Genomic DNA, 15,900 nt, shown 5'->3' on the forward strand with positions numbered 1-15,900 from the left:
CATGCTCCGCCGCGGCCTTGCTCCGGCGGCGCTGTTGCTGCTCGCCGCCGCCTGCGCCCCGGTCGCGCCGCCGCCGCCGGGACCGCCCGCCGTCACCGGGCGCATGGAGCTTGTTCCCCTCGGCTTCGGGCAACTGGCGGGATGGGCCGGCGAGTCCGTCGCCGCCGTGCTGCCGGCCATGCGGAAATCCTGCGACCGCATCACCAAGCTGCCCGTCGACCGTTCCATCGGCTTCGACGGCATCGGCGGCACCGCCGCCGACTGGTACGCCCCCTGCGCCGCCGCCGCCCGCGTGCCAGCCGGCGACCATCAGGCCGCCCGCCTCATGTTCGAAACCTGGTTTTCGCCCTGGCAGGTGCTGGCCGACGGCAAGCCCGACGGATTGTTCACCGGCTATTTCGAACCCGAGATCAAGGGATCGCGCCATCGTCAGGGCCGCTTCACGGTTCCCATCCACGGCAGGCCGGTCGATCTGGTGACGGCGGATCTGGGCCGGTTCCGCCCCGATCTGGCCGGCGAGCAACTGGTGGGGCGGCTGGACGGCTCGCGGCTGCTGCCCTACGCCACCCGCGCCGAGATCGAGGCCGGCGCCATCGACGCCAAGGCGCCGGTGATGGCCTGGACCGACGACGTCACCGATTTCGCCATCATGCAGATTCAAGGCTCCGGAAGGGTCCGGCTGGAGGACGGCAGCCAGATCCGCCTCGGCGTCGCCGGCAGCAACGGCCACAAATTCGTCGGCATCGGCAAGCTGCTGAAGGAATCGGGCAAGCTGGGCACGGATGGCTCCATGCCCGCCATCCGCGCCTGGCTCAAGGCCAATCCCGGCGAGGGCCGCGCCATGCTGGCCAGAAACCCCCGCTACATCTTCTACGCCGTCAACGCCGGCGACGGGCCGCTGGGCACCGAGGGGGTGGCGCTGACCCCGGAACGGTCGCTGGCGGTGGACCCGCGCTACATTCCGCTGGGCGCGCCGGTCTGGGTCGAGACCACCGATCCCCGGGGGCAGGCGCTGAACCGCCTGATGATGGCCCAGGATACCGGCGCCGCCATCAAGGGGCCGGTGCGCGGCGACGTGTTCTGGGGCGCGGGTGAAGCCGCCTTCGATCAGGCCGGCCGCATGAAGAGCGCCGGCCGGCTGACCCTGCTGCTGCCCAAGGCGCGCAGTCCGCGCATGGCCGGACGCTGAGCCGCACCCGCCTCTTGCCAAGCCGCCCCCGCTTGGTCATCCTTCGCACCGGATCGGAACGCTGAATCGGAATGGACGGGGGCCGATGAGCCGGTTGCTGAGCGAATGGCGCGATCGCAAGGTCCGCGAGGACGAACTGCTGCACGACCAGTTGCGCGGCGGACTCGCGGCCGGCCGCGTTCAGGTGTTCACCGACCCCCGCATCCTGGATTTTCCGGGCTCGCCGGTACATCAGCACTGGGACCACCTGCTGCCGCTGACCCTGCTGATGACCCTGGCGCTGATCATCTTGCTGGCCGCCGGCATCGCCATCGGCATCGTGGTGATGACCCTGTGCGTGCTGGCCCATCTGTTCGGCAACAAATACTACGTCGCCTGGCGGCTGAAGATCCGCGCCCTCGCCTACCTGACCGACAATGTCGCCCAGTTCCAGGCGCTGTGGCAGCTGGGCGGCGTCGCCCTGGTGATGCGGAACGGCAACGAACCCCCCTGCCTGGCCCCCAGGGGCGACTGGCGCAAGTTCATCCGCCGCAATCTCGGCGAGGGCGAAACCCAGCGTCCCGAGCCCCTGGCCAACGCCCCTGCGGTCAGCAGGGCCGCCCCCCCCCGGCCCGAGCCGGAACCGGAGCCGGAACCGGTCCCCCAGGCCGAGCCCATGGCCGATTCCCTTCAGCCGGACCCGGTGGAATCGGCCGCGCCCCGCACCCATTGGGAATCCATCGACGACCCGGCCCCCCGCGACGAGGTGGTCCCCCCACCGCCACGGCCATGAGCCGGCCGCGTCTGGTCGAACCGCGCCAGCCGCGCCGCCGGACGGTCACCCCCGACGAGATTCAGATCTGGCGGGCGGTGATCCGGGACGCCAATCCGCTGCCCGGCCGGACGGTGCCGCCCGAACCCGACAGCGTGCCGCCGGAGACCGTGCCGTCGCCGCCGCCTCCCCCCGGCCCGCCGCCTGCCCGTCCCTCGGCCACGCCGCATCCGCCCCGCCCGCGGGCCGCCCAGACCGAGCTGAGCCATGGCCATGCCCCCGGCCTCGACCGCCGCTCCGCCGACCGCATGAAGCGCGGCGAAATGACCATCGAGGCCAGCCTGGACCTGCACGGGCACGGCCAGGACATCGCCCATGCCGAGCTGATCGCCTTCATCCAGCGCAATTGGGCGGCGGGTCGCCGCTGTGTCCTGGTGGTCACCGGCAAGGGGATCAAGGGCGCCGGAATACTGAAGGGCCAGGTGCCGCGCTGGCTGAACCAGAGCCCCCTGCGCGAGCGCATCCTGGGGTTTTCCCACGCCCGTCCCCACCATGGCGGCGACGGCGCCCTTTACGTCTTGCTGCGACGGCAGCGCCCATGACTCCGTTCGGCGCCAGGATCAGGGAATTGCGCGACGCCAAGGGCATCCAGCTGACCCGGATGGCGGCCGACCTGAACATTTCCGCCGCCTATCTGTCGGCACTGGAACACGGCCATCGCGGCAAGCCCGCCCCCGGGCTGGTCATGCAAATCTGCGGCTATCTGGACTGCATCTGGGACGAGGCCGAGGAGTTGAAGCGCCTTGCCGAGCTGTCCCATCCCAAGGTCACCCTGGACACCTCGGGGCTGTCGCCGGCCCGGACCGAGCTGGCCAACCGGCTGGGCCAGGGGCTGCGCGCCATGCCCGACGAGCAGGTGGAGCGGCTGCTGGCCATCCTGCGGCCGGCCCGGACGGAGTGACGCCGCCCCCTATTCCCCCCGCGCGGCACGGATGAAGGCCCGGATCCGCTCGGGGTCCTTGACGCCGGGGGCGCTTTCGACCCCGGACGAGACATCCACCGCCCGGGCGCCGGAAATGCGCACGGCATCGGCCACGTTGTCCGGGGTAAGGCCGCCGGCCAGCATCCACGGCAGCCCCCAGCTGCGTCCCTTGAGGATGGTCCAGTCGAAACTGACGGCGTTGCCGCCGGGCAGGACCGCGCCCCTGGGCGGCCGGGCGTCGAACAGCAGCCGGTCGGAAACGGCGAGGAACGGTTCGGCTGCCGCCAGATCGGCCGCCTCGGCCACCTGAATCACCTTCATGACCGGCAGGCCGTATTCCAGGCGGATGGCCTCGATGCGCTCGGGCGTCTCGCCGCCGTGCAGTTGCAGCAGATCCAGCCGCACCTGGGTCAGCACCCCGTCCAGGGTGGCGTTGTTGGGATCGACGAACAGGCCCACCTTGGTCACCTCGCCGGGGGTGAACTCCACCAGTTCGGCGGCCCGCTCGGCCGAGACCGCCCGCGGGCTGGGGGGGTAGAACACCAGACCGATATAATCGGCGCCGGCCTCGATGGCGGCATCCATGGATTCGTCGTCGGTGATGCCGCAGATCTTGATCTCGACATGCGCCGTCATGGTCACAGTCCCAGTTCCCGGTTGATCCGCCGGGCGGCCTCGGCCGGATCGGCGGCGCCGGTGATGGGGCGGCCGATCACCAGCACGTCGGCGCCCTTGGCGCGGGCCTCGGCCGGCGTCAGGAAGCGCTTCTGGTCGCCGGCCTCGCTCCAGGCCGGGCGGATTCCGGGAATCACCAGCTTGAACGAGGGGCCGCACTGGGCGCGCACCGCATCGGCCTCCAGCGGCGAACAGACGATGCCGTCGGCGCCCGAATCCTGCGCCAGGGCGGCAAGGCGCCTGACCTGATCCGACACCGGTCCGTGGAAGCCCACCGCCTCGGCGGCGGCCTGATCCAGGCTGGTCAGGATGGTGACGGCCACCACCGCCGGCGGCGCCACCCCCAGCCGGGCGGCCTCGTCCCGGGCGGCGTCAGCGGCGGCGCGGATCATGGCGGCCCCGCCCGAGGCGTGGATGGTGGTGATGGCGGCGTTCAGCCGCGCCACGCCGCGCATGGCGGCGGCGACGGTATTGGGAATGTCGTGCAGCTTGAGATCGACGAACAGCGGCATGCCCAGGCTGGACACCGCCCGCAGGCCGGCGGGGCCGTTGGCGACGAAATATTCGAGGCCGAGCTTGAACCCGCCCACCAGACCGGCCAGGCGGCCGGCCAGGGCGGCGGCGGTTTCGGATTCGGTGGTGTCGAGGGCGACGAAGACGGGATTGGAAGCGGGCATGTCAGTCCTGAACGGGAGGGGAAATCCGGGTGGCGGCCAGCCGCCGTTCGAGGCTGGCGGCGCGGCGCCGGTCGCGGCCGGCGCGCAGGCGGCCCGGCACGGCGGTCAGCCACACCAGCAGGGCGCCGGCCAGCAACCCCGCCGCCAGCGGCCCCAGCACGGCCAGATAGGCGGGTATCTCCAGGCCGACGGGCAACGGCCACAGGTCGAGCCGGATCTCCTGCCGGTTGGCGACGGCGAACACCGCCGCCACCGCGGCCAGGGGCAGGCCGACAAGCCAGGCCAGGACCCTCATCAGTCCTTACCGTCGATATTGAGCTTCTCGCGCAATTGCTTGCCGGTCTTGAAGAACGGTATGGCCTTGCCCTCGACGCTCACGGTCTCGCCGGTGCGGGGATTGCGGCCCTGGCGCGGCAGCCGCGTCTTGACCGAGAAGGCGCCGAAACCGCGCAGCTCGACCCGGTCGCCACGAGCCAGGGCGCCGGCGATCTCGTCGAAAATGGTGGTGACGATGCGTTCAACGTCCCGCTGGTAGAGGTGTGGATTGCGCTCGGCCAGACGGGCGATCAGCTCCGACTTGGTCATGGGTCTGAACATCCTTGGAAAGTGACGCCGCTCATCGGGGAAGGATGACCGAGCCTTGGGCTATCGTCAAGCCAAGCCTTTGACCAGGAACGGTTTTTCGAGTCCTGATTCCCGCTCATAGCCCCTCGTTGCGGAAGGGGCGCGACAGCAGCGCCCGAATCGCCTCGTCCAGGCCGACGTGATGGTTGATCACCGCGTCGACGGCGGCGCAGATCGGCATCTCCACCCCCAGGACGGCGGTCATCTCCATCACCGCGCCAGCGGTGGTGACCCCCTCGGTCACCGAGCGGCGCTCGCCCAGGATGTCGGCGAGGCTCCGCCCCTGGCCAAGGGCAAAGCCCAGCGAGTAGTTGCGCGACTGGGTCGACGAGGCGGTCAGGATCAGATCGCCCATGCCCGACAGCCCCATCAGGGTTTCCGGCCGCCCCCCCTTGGCCATGGCGAGGCGGGTCATCTCGGCCAGCCCCCGGGTGATCAGGGCGGCGCGGGCGTTGTCGCCCAGGTCGCGGCCCTCGACGATGCCGCAGGCGATGGCCAGCACGTTCTTGACGGCGCCGCCGATCTGGGCGCCGGTCAGGTCGTCGGACAGATAGGGCCGGAAGCTGGCGGTTCCCAGCGCCTTGACCAGGGCCGCGCCCAGCCCGGCGTCGGCGCAGGCCAGGGTGACGGCGGTCGGCAATCCCCGCGCCACCTCGATGGCGAAGGTGGGGCCGGACAGCACCGCCACCACCGCGCCCGGCAGTTCGGCGGCCACCGCCTCGGCCATCAGGGCGGAGGTGGACAGCTCGATCCCCTTGGCGCAGATCACCGCCGGAACCCCTTTGCGCCAATGGGGCGCCAGGGCGCGGCAGGTGGCGCGCAGATGCTGGGCCGGCGGCACCAGCAGCACGGCGTCGGCCCCGGCGACCTCGGCGTGGTCGGCGGTAGCGCGGATGGCGGGGTCCAGCGCCACCCCGGGCAGGAAATCGGCGTTGACGCAAGCGGTATTGATGGACTGGATCACCGCGTCCTCGCGGGCCCACAGCACCACGTCGCGGCCGGCGCGGCGCGCCGTCAGCGCCAGCGCCGTGCCCCAGGCTCCCCCACCGACCACGCCGATCCTGTTCATGCCGCCCCCGTTGCTGATCGGTCCGGTTTACCCTGTCGGACCGGCGCGGGCAAGCGCGGCTCTTGCCCCGGCGCCCGGCATGGCCCATGGCGAGGCCATGATCGCCATCCCGTTCCGGCAAGGAGGCAGGTCCTGGAAGTCGCTGACCATGTCCAATATTGACCATGGCAACAAATCCAGGCCCCGATCATCCCGATGATTGGTCTTGAACACCTATTCAGGACCGATTATTCCTGGACAGATACGTTACAGAGGGTGGGACATGATCGATAATTCAAATCCCGATGGCGGCAATACAAAGGAAGGACTGCTGCCAATTCGAGCGTGGCTCGCCCTGTTCAGCGCCGTCAAGCAGATCGAGGCGGTCGTCCGCATCAACCTGCGGGAATCCTTCGATTCGACCCTGCCCCGTTTCGACCTGCTGTCGCAGCTCTACCGCGCCCCCGACGGCATGACCATGGGGGAATTGTCCAATCGCCTGATGGTCACCAACGGCAACGTCACCGGCCTGATCGCCCGGCTGGCCGGAGAAGGGCTGGTGGAGCGCCTGCAAGACAGCGGCGACCGCCGCGTCCAGCGGGTTCGCCTCAGTCCCAAGGGGCGGCGGCTGTTCGACGACATGGCGCCCGCCAATCAGGCCTGGATCTCCTCGGTGATGGCCGGGCTGAGCGAGGAGGAACTGCGCCAGCTGCACGGATTGCTGGGCAAGTTGAGAATCTCGGTGGCCGCGTCCCCGGCGGCACGGCGTGGCGGCGGCGGCGAACCGGCCTGAATATGCTTTACATATAAAGCTACCATGCGACCTCGAATTAGTTTATATATTAACTATCGAGGTCACCCAGGAGAGCCGCCATGCGCATCGTCTGTATCGGAGGAGGCCCGGCCGGGCTGTATTTCGCGCTGCTGATGAAGAAGCGCCATCCCGCCCACCATATCACGGTGGTCGAGCGCAACCGGCCCTACGACACCTTCGGCTGGGGCGTGGTCATGTCCGACGCCACCATGGAGGGGATGCGGGCCAACGACCCGGAAAGCGCCGACGAGATCCAGCAGGCCTTCAACCACTGGGACGATATCGAGGTGCTGTTCAAGGGCCGGCGCATGCGCACCAGCGGCCACGGCTTCGTCGGCATCGGCCGCAAGAAGATGCTGAACATCCTGCAAGCCCGCTGCGAGCGGCTGGGGGTGGAGCTGGCGTTTGAACGCGACGTCGAGTCCGACCTCGACTTTCCCGACGCCGACCTGATCATCGCCAGCGACGGCATCAATTCCAGGATTCGCGCCCGCTACGCCGACGTGTTCCGGCCCGATCAGGTGGTGCGGCCCAACCGCTACATCTGGCTGGGCACCGGCAAGCTGTTCGACGCCTTCACCTTCGATTTCCGCCGCACCGAGCACGGCTGGTTCCAGACCCACATCTACAAGTTCGATGACGAGACCTCCACCTGCATCGTCGAGACCACCGAGGACACCTTCCGCGCCCACGGCATCGAATCCTTCAGCCTGGACCAGTCCATCGCCTTTTGCGAATCCCTGTTCTCCGAGGTGCTGGGCGGCGAGAGGCTGATGTCCAACGCCCGGCATCTGCGCGGCTCGGCCTGGCTGAACTTCAACCGGCTGATCTGCGGCACATGGCACCTGCACAACGGCCGCAGCCATGTGGCGCTGATGGGCGACGCCGTTCACACCGCCCATTTCGCCATCGGCTCGGGGACCAAGCTGGCGGTGGACGACGCCATCGAGCTGGCGCGGCAATTCGACGCCAGGGGACATTCCGCCGCCGCCATTCCCGAGGCGCTGGCCGCCTACGAATCCCTGCGCAAGGTCGAAACCGCCCGCATCCAGAACGCGGCCCGCAACGCCATGGAATGGTTCGAGGTGGTGGGGCGGCGCTATGCCGACGCGCTGGAGCCTGAGCAGTTCATGTATTCGCTGCTGACCCGTTCGCAGCGCATCGGCCACGAGAACCTGCGGGTCCGCGACCAGGCTTGGCTGGAGGACTATGAGCGCTGGTACGCCGGCCGTTCCGGCCTGACGGTCCCCCAGGCCCGCCGCCCGCCGCCGCCCATGCTGACCCCCTTCGCCCTGCGGGGCATGACCGTGCCCAACCGGGTGGTGGTGTCGCCCATGGCCATGTATTCCTCGGTCGACGGCGTGCCGGGCGATTTCCATCTGGTCCATCTCGGCGCCCGCGCCCTGGGCGGCGCCGGCCTGATCTACGGCGAGATGACCTGCGTGTCGCCCGACGCCCGCATCACCCCGGCCTGCGCCGGCCTGTGGACCGAGGAACAGGCGGCGGCGTGGAAACGCATCGTCGCTTTCGTCCACGCCAACTCGGCGGCGAAATTCGGCATCCAGCTGGGCCACGCCGGCCGCAAGGGGTCGACCCGGGTGGCGTGGGACGGCATGGATCAGCCCCTTGACAGCGGCGGCTGGCCGCTGATCTCGGCCTCGGCCCTGCCCTATCTTCCGCACAGCCCGACGCCGCGGGCCATGGACCGGGACGACATGGACCGGGTGATCGCCGATTTCGTCCGCTCCACCCGGCTGGCGGCCGAGACCGGCGCCGACATCCTGGAACTGCATTGCGCCCACGGCTATCTGCTGTCGGCGTTCCTGTCGCCGCTGACCAACCGCCGCGACGACCAATATGGCGGCGACCACGCCGGCCGCGCCCGCTTTCCCCTGGAGGTGTTCCGCGCGGTGCGGGCGGCATGGCCGGCCGAACGCCCCCTCTCGGTGCGGCTGTCGTGTCACGACTGGTTCGAGGGCGGCAACACCCCCGACGACGCCGTCGTCTTCGCCGGGATGTTCCGAGACGCCGGCGCCGACCTGATCGACTGTTCCTCGGGCCAGGTGTGGAAGGACGATTCCCCGGTCTATGGCCGCATGTACCAGACGCCGTTCTCGGACCGCATCAGGAACGAGCTGGGTGTTCCCACCATCGCGGTGGGCGCCATCTCGGACGCCGATCAGGCCAATTCCATCATCGCCGCCGGCCGCGCCGACCTGTGCGCGGTGGCGAGGCCGCATCTGGCCGATCCCGCCTGGACCCTGCATGAAGCCGCCCGCATCGGCTTCGCCGACATCGCCTGGCCACGCCAGTACCTGTCGGGCAAGGGCCAGTACGAGACCAATCTGGCCCGAAGCCTGGAGGCGGGACGAGGGTAGCGGCGGCCGGCGAAAACGCTTTTGGAGTCCGACGCCTGTGATATACTGCCCAGCCCTGCCTCGGGGGGCAGTCCTCGTTCACTTCAGGTAGTCAGCAAACCGCCATGAAACTGACCATCGAGCGTGCCGCGCTGTTGAAGTCGCTGGCCCATGTGCAGAGCGTCGTCGAGCGTCGGACCACCATTCCGATCCTGTCGAACGTCAAACTGGAAGGCCGGTCCGGCGCGCTGTCCCTGAACGCCACCGACATGGACCTGGACATCGTCGAATCGGTCGCCGCCGACGTGGTGCGCCCCGGCGCCACCACCGCGCCCGCCCACACCTTCTACGAGATCGTCCGCAAGCTGCCCGACGGCAGCCAGGTCGAGATCGAATTCAACGCCGACGATTCCCAGCTGACGCTGCGCTCGGGCCGGTCCAAGTTCTCGCTGTCCTGCCTGCCGGTCGAGGATTTCCCGGTCCTGTCGGGCGGCGATCTGCCGTTCAGCTTCACCCTGGCCGCCGCCGAGCTGAAGACCCTGATCGACCGCACCCGCTTCGCCATCTCCACCGAGGAGACGCGCTACTACCTGAACGGCATCTACCTGCACGCCACCAACGCCGGTGGCGGCGACGTCATGCGCGCCGTCGCCACCGACGGCCACCGTCTGGCGCGGGCCGAGATCACCCTGCCCAATGGGGCCGCCGGCATGCCCGGCATCATCATCCCGCGCAAGACCGTCACCGAGATCCGCAAGCTGATCGACGAGACCGAGTGCGAGATCACGGTGTCGCTGTCCGAGACCAAGCTGAAATTCGCCTTCGGCGACGCGGTGCTGACCTCCAAGCTGATCGACGGCACCTTCCCCGATTACGAGCGAGTGATCCCGGACGGCAACGACAAGATCCTGGAAGTCGACTGCAAGAGCTTCGCCCAGGCGGTGGACCGCGTTTCCGCCATCTCCACCGAGAAAAGCCGCGCCATCAAGCTGAGCCTGGAAAAGGGTACCGCCACCCTGTCGGCCTCCAGCCCCGAGAACGGCAGCGCCGTCGAGGAGATCGAGGCCAATTACGACTCGACACCGCTGGAAATCGGCTTCAACTCGCGCTACCTGATGGACATCCTGGCCCAGGTCGAGGGCGAGACCGCCCTGTTCGCCATGGCCGACGCCGCCTCGCCGACGGTAGTGCGCGAGGTCGCCGACAGCGGCGCCGTCTATGTCCTGATGCCGATGCGGGTGTGATCGGACCGGACGCCGACAAGACGGGCGGCGGCTTGAACCGGCTGGCGGTCCTCCGCCTCAGCCTTGGCGATTTCCGCTGCTACAGGCGCCTGCGCCTGGAGGTGGAATCCCGGCCGGTGGTGCTGACCGGACCCAACGGCGCCGGCAAGACCAATCTGCTGGAGGCGCTGTCCTTCCTGGTTCCCGGCCGGGGCATGCGCCGCGCCAGCCTGGGCGACCTCGCCCGCCACGGCCTGGAGGCCGGAGCGCCCTGGGCGGTGGCGGCGGTGCTGGCCGACGGCACCGAGATCGGCACCGGCCGCGAGGCGGGAGCCGAGCGACGGACCGTCCGACTGGACGGGCAGCCGGCCCGTCCGGGCGATCTGGCGGCCAAGGTTTCGGCGCTGTGGCTGACCCCGGCCATGGACCGCCTGTTCACCGAGGGGGCCGGCGGCCGGCGCCGCTTCCTGGACCGCATGGTGTTCGGGGTCGAACCGGGCCACGCCGCCCAGGCAAGCGCCTACGAGCACGCCATGCGCGAGCGCTCGCGCCTGCTGAAGGCCGGAGGGGGCGATTCCTCCTGGCTGGCGGCGCTGGAGGACGGCATGGCGCGCCACGGAATCGCGGTGGCCGCCGCCCGGCTGCGGACGGCGATCCGGCTGGACGCGGCCTGCCGCCAGGGACTGGGGCCGTTTCCCGCCGCCAGTCTGGCGGTGAAGGGCGACGTGGAGACCTGGCTGGCGGCCGGCATGGACCCGGCCCAGGCCGAGGAACGGCTGCGGGCGGCGTTGCGCCAGGCGCGGCCGCGCGACGAGGCGGCGGGCGGCGCCACGACCGGACCGCACCGCAGCGACATGGCGGTGCGGCACGCGGCCAGGGACACGCCGGCGGCGCAATGCTCCACCGGCGAGCAGAAGGCGGTGCTGGTGGCGATGGTGCTGGCGCAGGCCAGGGTGCAGGCCGCCGAAACCGGACGGGCGCCGCTGCTGCTGCTGGACGAGGTGGTGGCGCATCTGGACGATATCCGGCGCGCCGCCCTGTTCGACGAGCTTTGCGTCCTGGGGGCGCAAAGCTGGATGACCGGAACCGACGATGTCCTGTTCGACGGCTTCGGTGAAAGGGCTCAGTTCTTCCGGGTGGCGGACGCGACCGTTCTGCCCCGGCAACATACAGCAAGGTGACGTTATGACGACCCAGCCTCCCGTGCCCGAACTGACCGCCACCCAGGCGGCGGCCGAGGAATACGGCGCCGATGCCATCAAGGTGCTGCGCGGCCTGGAAGCCGTGCGCAAGCGGCCGGGCATGTATATCGGCGACACCGACGACGGCTCGGGCCTGCATCACATGGTCTACGAGGTGGTGGACAACGCCATCGACGAAAGCCTGGCCGGCTGGTGCACCCGCGTCGACGTCACCTTGAACGGCGACGGCTCGGTGACGGTGCGCGACGACGGCCGCGGCATTCCCACCGACATCCACAAGGAAGAGGGCATATCGGCGGCCGAGGTCATCATGACCCAGTTGCATGCCGGCGGAAAGTTCGACCAGAACTCCTACAAGGTGTCGGGCGGCCTGCACGGCGTCGGCGTCTCGGTGGTCAACGCGCTGTCCGAAATCCTGGACCTGCGGGTCTGGCGCGCCGGCAAGGAGCACGCCATGCGCTTTCGCATGGGCGAGGCCGAGGCGCCGCTGAGGATCGTCGCCGATTGCGGCGACAGGACCGGCACCGAGGTCACCTTCCTGCCCAGCCCGACCATCTTCACCAAGACCGAGTTCGACTTCACCACCCTGGAGCACCGCCTGCGCGAGCTGGCCTTCCTCAATTCCGGCGTCCATCTCCGCCTGACCGACCTGCGCCATGGCGAGGCGGTGATCTCCGACCTGCATTACGAGGGCGGCACCGAGGCCTTCGTCCATTATCTCGACCGGTCCAAGACGGCGCTGCACAGCCCGCCGATCGTGGTCCGGGGCGAGAAGGACGGCATCACCGCCGAGGTCGCCATGGAATGGACCGACAGCTATCACGAGACCCAGCTGTGCTTCACCAACAACATCCCGCAGCGCGACGGCGGCACCCATCTGGCCGGCTTCCGCGGCGCCCTGACCCGGACCGTCAACAACTACGCCAACGAATCCGGCATCGCCAAGAAGGAGAAGGTGGCGCTGTCCGGCGACGACATGCGCGAGGGCCTGACCTGCGTGCTGTCGGTCAAGGTCCCCGACCCCAAGTTCAGCAGCCAGACCAAGGACAAGCTGGTATCGTCCGAGGTCCGCCCGGTGGTCGAAAGCGTCGTCGGCGAGAAGCTGGCCGAGTGGTTCGAGGAACATCCCCAGGAAGCCCGCAAGATCGTCACCAAGGTGGTCGAGGCCGCCGCCGCCCGCGAGGCCGCCCGCAAGGCGCGCGAACTGACCCGGCGCAAGGGCGTGCTCGACATCGCCACCCTGCCCGGCAAGCTGGCCGATTGCCAGGAGCGCGATCCGGCGCTGTCGGAACTGTTCATCGTCGAGGGCGATTCCGCCGGCGGCTCGGCCAAGCAGGGGCGCAACCGCGCCAATCAGGCGATCCTGCCGCTGCGCGGCAAGATCCTCAACGTCGAGCGCGCCCGCTTCGACAAGATGCTGTCCTCGGCCGAGATCGGCACCCTGATCGCCGCGCTGGGCACCGGCATCGGCCGCGAGGATTTCAACGTCGACAAGGCGCGCTACCACAAGATCATCATCATGACCGACGCCGACGTCGACGGCAGCCATATCCGCACCCTGCTGCTGACCTTCTTCTATCGCCAGATGCCGGAACTGCTCGACAGGGGCTATCTCTACATCGCCCAGCCGCCGCTGTACCGGGCCAAGCGCGGCCAGAGCGAGGTCTATCTGAAGGACGACCGGGCGCTGGAGGAATACCTGATCGACGCCGGCCTGACCGACGCGGTGCTGCGCCTCGCCGGCGGCGCCCGCATGCTCGGGGCCGACCTGCGCGCCCTCACCGACCAAGCCCGCACCGCCAAGACCCTGCTGGGTCCGCTGTCGCGCCGGGTTCCCATGAAGGTGGTGGAACAGGCCGCCATCGCCGGTGCCCTGGATTCCACCGTGCTGACCGATTCCGTCCGCGGCGCCCAGGCGGCGGAGACGGTGGCCGGCCGTCTCGACGCCCTGGAAAATCCCCTGGAACGCGGCTGGCGCGGCGAGTGGACGGAAGGCGACGGCTTCACCTTCACCCGCACCCTGAGGGGCGTCACCGAGACCCACCACCTGGATTCCGCCATCGTCCGATCGGCCGAGGCGCGCAGGCTGCACGATTCGGCGCCGGTGCTGCGCGAAACCTTCCAGGAGGCCGCCACCCTGATCGCCAAGGACAAGGAGACCACCCTGTCCGGCCCGGTCGCCCTGGTTTCCGCCATCATGGAACAGGGCCGCAAGGGCATCGGCATCCAGCGCTACAAGGGCTTGGGCGAGATGAACCCGGAACAGCTGTGGGAAACCACCCTGGACCCGCAGGCGCGCTCGCTGCTTCAGGTCCGCGTCGCCCAGGCCGACGACGCCGAGCAGGTGTTCTCGACCCTGATGGGCGACGTGGTCGAACCCCGGCGCGAGTTCATCCAGACCAACGCCCTGAAGGTCTCCAACCTGGACGTGTAGTTATTTGCACGGTGTGTCGGGCGCCCCATAACCCGCAAATGATGAAGGCGGGCGTCGCCCCGCGCCCTATCCCCCGGTGACGCTCATGTGACGGCCGACCGCCGGGTGGGCGGCGCGGTCGATGATGAAGTCGTGGCCCTTGGGCTTGCGGCCGATGGCCTCGGTGATGGCGGCGTCCAGCAGGTGGTCGGATTCCGAGGCGCGCAACGGCGTCCTGAGGTCGGCGGCGTCGTTCTGGCCCAGGCACATATACAGCGTGCCGGTGCAGGTCACCCGCACGCGGTTGCAGGATTCACAGAAATTGTGGGTCATGGGGGTGATGAAGCCGATGCGCCGGCCGGTTTCCTCGACCCGCACATAGGTGGCCGGCCCGCCGGTGCGGTAATCGATGTCGGTCAGGGTCCAGCGGTGCTCCAGCCGCTGGCGCACCAGGGTCAGCGGCAGGTACTGTTCCGTCCGGTCGGCGTGGATCTCGCCCATGGGCATGGTCTCGATGAAGGTGAGGTCGAAGCCGTGCTCGCCGCACCATTCCACCAGATGGTCGTGCTCGTCCTCGTTGCCTTCCTTCAGGGCCACCGTGTTGATCTTGACGGCGAGGCCGGCGGCCTTGGCCGCCATGATGCCCTCGATCACCTGATCCAGCCGGCCCCAGCGGGTGATGGCCTGGAAGCGTTCGGGGTTCAGGCTGTCGAGCGAGATGTTGATGCGCCGGACGCCCGCCGCCGCCAGCCCGTCGGCATATTTGGCCAGCTGGGTGGCGTTGGTGGTGAGCGTCAGCTCGTCCAGCCGGCCGTCCTTGACCAGTTGGCCCAGATTGTCGATCAGGCTCATGATGTTGCGCCGCACCAGCGGCTCGCCGCCGGTCAGCCTCAGCTTGCGGACCCCGGCACGGACGAAGGCGGCGCACAGCCGCTCCAGCTCCTCCAGCGACAGCACCTCGGCCTTGGGCAGGAAATGCATGTCCTCGCCCATGCAATAGACGCAGCGCAGGTCGCAACGGTCGGTGACCGATACCCGCAGATAGCTGACGACGCGGCCAAACGGATCGATCATGGAAATGTCCTCGGCGAAACGGGCCGCCTCACTATATGGGAAGCCGATGGGCGTTCGTGAATGATCGTCATCGGGGACATTTGGAAAAATCCGGCGGACGCTTCTCGGCGAAGGCGGCGACCGCCTCCTTCAGCTCGGGACGCTTCAGGCAGAGGTCGAACACCGCCGCCTCGCGGGTCAGGCGGTCGAGGATCGGTTCCGGAGCGGTCTTCATCAGCGCCTTGACCATCAGCAAGGTGGCGCGCGGCTTGGCCGCCAGTTTGCGGCAGGCGGCCATGGCGACCGCTTCCAGCTCGTCGTCGGGCACCACGGCGTTGAGCAGGCCGGCCGCCAGGGCGGTGGCGGCGTCGAACGGCTCGCCCAGCATCAGCAGCTCGGCCGCCTTGCGATGCCCGGCCAGCTGGGCCAGGGTCTGGCTGGACCCGGCCTCGGGCACGATGCCCAGATTGATGAACGGCGTCAGGAAGCGGGCGGTGGGACTGGCATAGGCCAGATCGCAATGGGGTAGGATGGTGGCGCCGATCCCCATGGCGGCACCCCGCACCATGGCGACCACCGGCTTCTTCGCGGTGACCACGGCGCGGATGAAGGCGTCGGCCACCGAACCGGTCAGCGCCTCCCAGGTGAGGAAGTCCTTGAGGTCGTTGCCGGCGGTGAAATCGGCGCCGACGCCGGCCAGCAGGAAGACGCCGATGTCGTCGTCGGCCTCGCCCCTGGCGAAGGCCTCGGCCAGGGCGGCGTACATCTCGCCGACCAGGGCGTTCTTCTTGTCGGGCCGGTTCATGCGAATGATCATGACGCCGCCGTCTACCTGGGTAAGCACCAACTCGGTCATCCTTGGGCTCCTTGCGCGGGGGGTCTCCCTCGTCCA

General features: G+C 69.2%; 16 protein-coding genes. 9 read left to right on the top strand and 7 right to left on the bottom strand.

All coding sequences use genetic code 11. The features are described 5' to 3' along the window. The first annotated feature begins 1 nt into the window (after window position 1). The 4 genes from MTBSS4_RS19170 (at window position 2) to MTBSS4_RS19185 (ending at window position 2,901) form a co-directional block, all read left to right on the top strand. A complete protein-coding gene (locus tag MTBSS4_RS19170; protein WP_173984968.1) occupies window positions 2–1,189 on the top strand; it encodes a murein transglycosylase A in 1,188 nt (395 codons plus the stop codon). 85 nt (window positions 1,190–1,274) lie between these two features. After that, complete coding sequence (locus tag MTBSS4_RS19175) at window positions 1,275–1,961, top strand: hypothetical protein (RefSeq protein WP_173984969.1); 687 nt, start codon at window positions 1,275–1,277, stop codon at window positions 1,959–1,961. Further along, the gene (locus tag MTBSS4_RS19180) at window positions 1,958–2,542 is read left to right on the top strand and encodes a Smr/MutS family protein (RefSeq protein WP_173984970.1); all 585 of its coding nucleotides are present in this window, start codon (window positions 1,958–1,960) and stop codon (window positions 2,540–2,542) included. Before MTBSS4_RS19175 ends, MTBSS4_RS19180 begins: the two co-directional genes overlap by 4 nt. Beyond that, entirely contained in the window at window positions 2,539–2,901 is a 363-nt protein-coding gene (locus tag MTBSS4_RS19185; protein ID WP_173984971.1) for a helix-turn-helix domain-containing protein, read from the top strand. Before MTBSS4_RS19180 ends, MTBSS4_RS19185 begins: the two co-directional genes overlap by 4 nt. 9 nt (window positions 2,902–2,910) lie before the next feature. Here the strand turns inward: MTBSS4_RS19185 and MTBSS4_RS19190 are convergent, their stop codons facing one another. From MTBSS4_RS19190 to MTBSS4_RS19210, 5 genes are all read right to left on the bottom strand, one after another. After that, entirely contained in the window at window positions 2,911–3,558 is a 648-nt protein-coding gene (locus MTBSS4_RS19190) for a phosphoribosylanthranilate isomerase (protein WP_173984972.1), read from the bottom strand. Between the two features lie 2 nt (window positions 3,559–3,560). Further along, the gene (pyrF, locus tag MTBSS4_RS19195) at window positions 3,561–4,274 is read right to left on the bottom strand and encodes an orotidine-5'-phosphate decarboxylase (RefSeq protein ID WP_173984973.1); all 714 of its coding nucleotides are present in this window, start codon (window positions 4,272–4,274) and stop codon (window positions 3,561–3,563) included. Between the two features lies 1 nt (window position 4,275). Continuing rightward, window positions 4,276–4,569: a lipopolysaccharide assembly protein LapA domain-containing protein gene (locus tag MTBSS4_RS19200; protein WP_173984974.1), complete on the bottom strand. Its 294-nt coding sequence runs from the start codon at window positions 4,567–4,569 to the stop codon at window positions 4,276–4,278. Beyond that, window positions 4,569–4,859, bottom strand: coding sequence for an integration host factor subunit beta (gene ihfB / locus MTBSS4_RS19205; protein WP_173984975.1), 291 nt, complete (start codon window positions 4,857–4,859; stop codon window positions 4,569–4,571). The genes MTBSS4_RS19200 and ihfB overlap by 1 nt, the downstream gene beginning before the upstream one ends. Before the next feature lie 115 nt (window positions 4,860–4,974). Beyond that, window positions 4,975–5,967 carry an NAD(P)H-dependent glycerol-3-phosphate dehydrogenase gene (locus MTBSS4_RS19210; RefSeq protein WP_173984976.1) on the bottom strand — a complete coding sequence of 331 codons (993 nt, stop codon included), beginning with the start codon at window positions 5,965–5,967 and terminating at the stop codon, window positions 4,975–4,977. A gap of 262 nt (window positions 5,968–6,229) precedes the next feature. Here MTBSS4_RS19210 and MTBSS4_RS19215 point away from each other — a divergent pair, with 262 nt between their 5' ends. The 5 genes from MTBSS4_RS19215 to gyrB all read left to right on the top strand — a co-directional run bounded on the left by MTBSS4_RS19215 (window position 6,230) and on the right by gyrB (window position 13,976). After that, the gene (locus MTBSS4_RS19215) at window positions 6,230–6,739 is read left to right on the top strand and encodes a MarR family winged helix-turn-helix transcriptional regulator (protein ID WP_173984977.1); all 510 of its coding nucleotides are present in this window, start codon (window positions 6,230–6,232) and stop codon (window positions 6,737–6,739) included. Between the two features lie 80 nt (window positions 6,740–6,819). Further along, window positions 6,820–9,138, top strand: coding sequence for a bifunctional salicylyl-CoA 5-hydroxylase/oxidoreductase (locus tag MTBSS4_RS19220; RefSeq protein WP_173984978.1), 2,319 nt, complete (start codon window positions 6,820–6,822; stop codon window positions 9,136–9,138). 104 nt (window positions 9,139–9,242) lie between these two features. Beyond that, a complete protein-coding gene (gene dnaN / locus MTBSS4_RS19225; protein WP_173984979.1) occupies window positions 9,243–10,361 on the top strand; it encodes a DNA polymerase III subunit beta in 1,119 nt (372 codons plus the stop codon). Beyond that, the gene (gene recF / locus MTBSS4_RS19230; RefSeq protein WP_173985174.1) at window positions 10,361–11,521 is read left to right on the top strand and encodes a DNA replication/repair protein RecF; all 1,161 of its coding nucleotides are present in this window, start codon (window positions 10,361–10,363) and stop codon (window positions 11,519–11,521) included. Before dnaN ends, recF begins: the two co-directional genes overlap by 1 nt. A gap of 4 nt (window positions 11,522–11,525) precedes the next feature. Further along, entirely contained in the window at window positions 11,526–13,976 is a 2,451-nt protein-coding gene (gene gyrB / locus MTBSS4_RS19235; RefSeq protein ID WP_173984980.1) for a DNA topoisomerase (ATP-hydrolyzing) subunit B, read from the top strand. Between the two features lie 66 nt (window positions 13,977–14,042). On the opposite strand, the gene moaA is transcribed toward gyrB, so the two are convergent. Beyond that, window positions 14,043–15,029: a GTP 3',8-cyclase MoaA gene (gene moaA, locus MTBSS4_RS19240; RefSeq protein WP_217425585.1), complete on the bottom strand. Its 987-nt coding sequence runs from the start codon at window positions 15,027–15,029 to the stop codon at window positions 14,043–14,045. 67 nt (window positions 15,030–15,096) lie between these two features. Continuing rightward, complete coding sequence (locus tag MTBSS4_RS19245; RefSeq protein WP_173984981.1) at window positions 15,097–15,864, bottom strand: enoyl-CoA hydratase; 768 nt, start codon at window positions 15,862–15,864, stop codon at window positions 15,097–15,099. Between the last annotated feature and the right edge of the window lie 36 nt (window positions 15,865–15,900).

This window comes from Magnetospirillum sp. SS-4, assembly GCF_902729425.1.
In the GTDB taxonomy this organism is placed as follows: Bacteria; Pseudomonadota; Alphaproteobacteria; order Rhodospirillales; family Magnetospirillaceae; genus Phaeospirillum.

What these genes read in the sequence shown, in the direction of transcription:
- MTBSS4_RS19215 (WP_173984977.1), top strand. Translation starts at nt 6,230, where the DNA reads ATGATCGATAATTCAAATCCCGATGGCGGCAATACAAAGGAAGGACTG.
- MTBSS4_RS19170 (WP_173984968.1), top strand. Translation starts at nt 2, where the DNA reads ATGCTCCGCCGCGGCCTTGCTCCGGCGGCGCTGTTGCTGCTCGCCGCC.
- MTBSS4_RS19180 (WP_173984970.1), top strand. Translation starts at nt 1,958, where the DNA reads ATGAGCCGGCCGCGTCTGGTCGAACCGCGCCAGCCGCGCCGCCGGACG.
- MTBSS4_RS19200 (WP_173984974.1), bottom strand. Translation starts at nt 4,569, where the DNA reads ATGAGGGTCCTGGCCTGGCTTGTCGGCCTGCCCCTGGCCGCGGTGGCG.
- ihfB (WP_173984975.1), bottom strand. Translation starts at nt 4,859, where the DNA reads ATGACCAAGTCGGAGCTGATCGCCCGTCTGGCCGAGCGCAATCCACAC.
- MTBSS4_RS19210 (WP_173984976.1), bottom strand. Translation starts at nt 5,967, where the DNA reads ATGAACAGGATCGGCGTGGTCGGTGGGGGAGCCTGGGGCACGGCGCTG.
- MTBSS4_RS19175 (WP_173984969.1), top strand. Translation starts at nt 1,275, where the DNA reads ATGAGCCGGTTGCTGAGCGAATGGCGCGATCGCAAGGTCCGCGAGGAC.
- MTBSS4_RS19220 (WP_173984978.1), top strand. Translation starts at nt 6,820, where the DNA reads ATGCGCATCGTCTGTATCGGAGGAGGCCCGGCCGGGCTGTATTTCGCG.
- MTBSS4_RS19190 (WP_173984972.1), bottom strand. Translation starts at nt 3,558, where the DNA reads ATGACGGCGCATGTCGAGATCAAGATCTGCGGCATCACCGACGACGAA.
- gyrB (WP_173984980.1), top strand. Translation starts at nt 11,526, where the DNA reads ATGACGACCCAGCCTCCCGTGCCCGAACTGACCGCCACCCAGGCGGCG.
- MTBSS4_RS19245 (WP_173984981.1), bottom strand. Translation starts at nt 15,864, where the DNA reads ATGACCGAGTTGGTGCTTACCCAGGTAGACGGCGGCGTCATGATCATT.
- pyrF (WP_173984973.1), bottom strand. Translation starts at nt 4,274, where the DNA reads ATGCCCGCTTCCAATCCCGTCTTCGTCGCCCTCGACACCACCGAATCC.
- MTBSS4_RS19185 (WP_173984971.1), top strand. Translation starts at nt 2,539, where the DNA reads ATGACTCCGTTCGGCGCCAGGATCAGGGAATTGCGCGACGCCAAGGGC.
- dnaN (WP_173984979.1), top strand. Translation starts at nt 9,243, where the DNA reads ATGAAACTGACCATCGAGCGTGCCGCGCTGTTGAAGTCGCTGGCCCAT.
- moaA (WP_217425585.1), bottom strand. Translation starts at nt 15,029, where the DNA reads ATGATCGATCCGTTTGGCCGCGTCGTCAGCTATCTGCGGGTATCGGTC.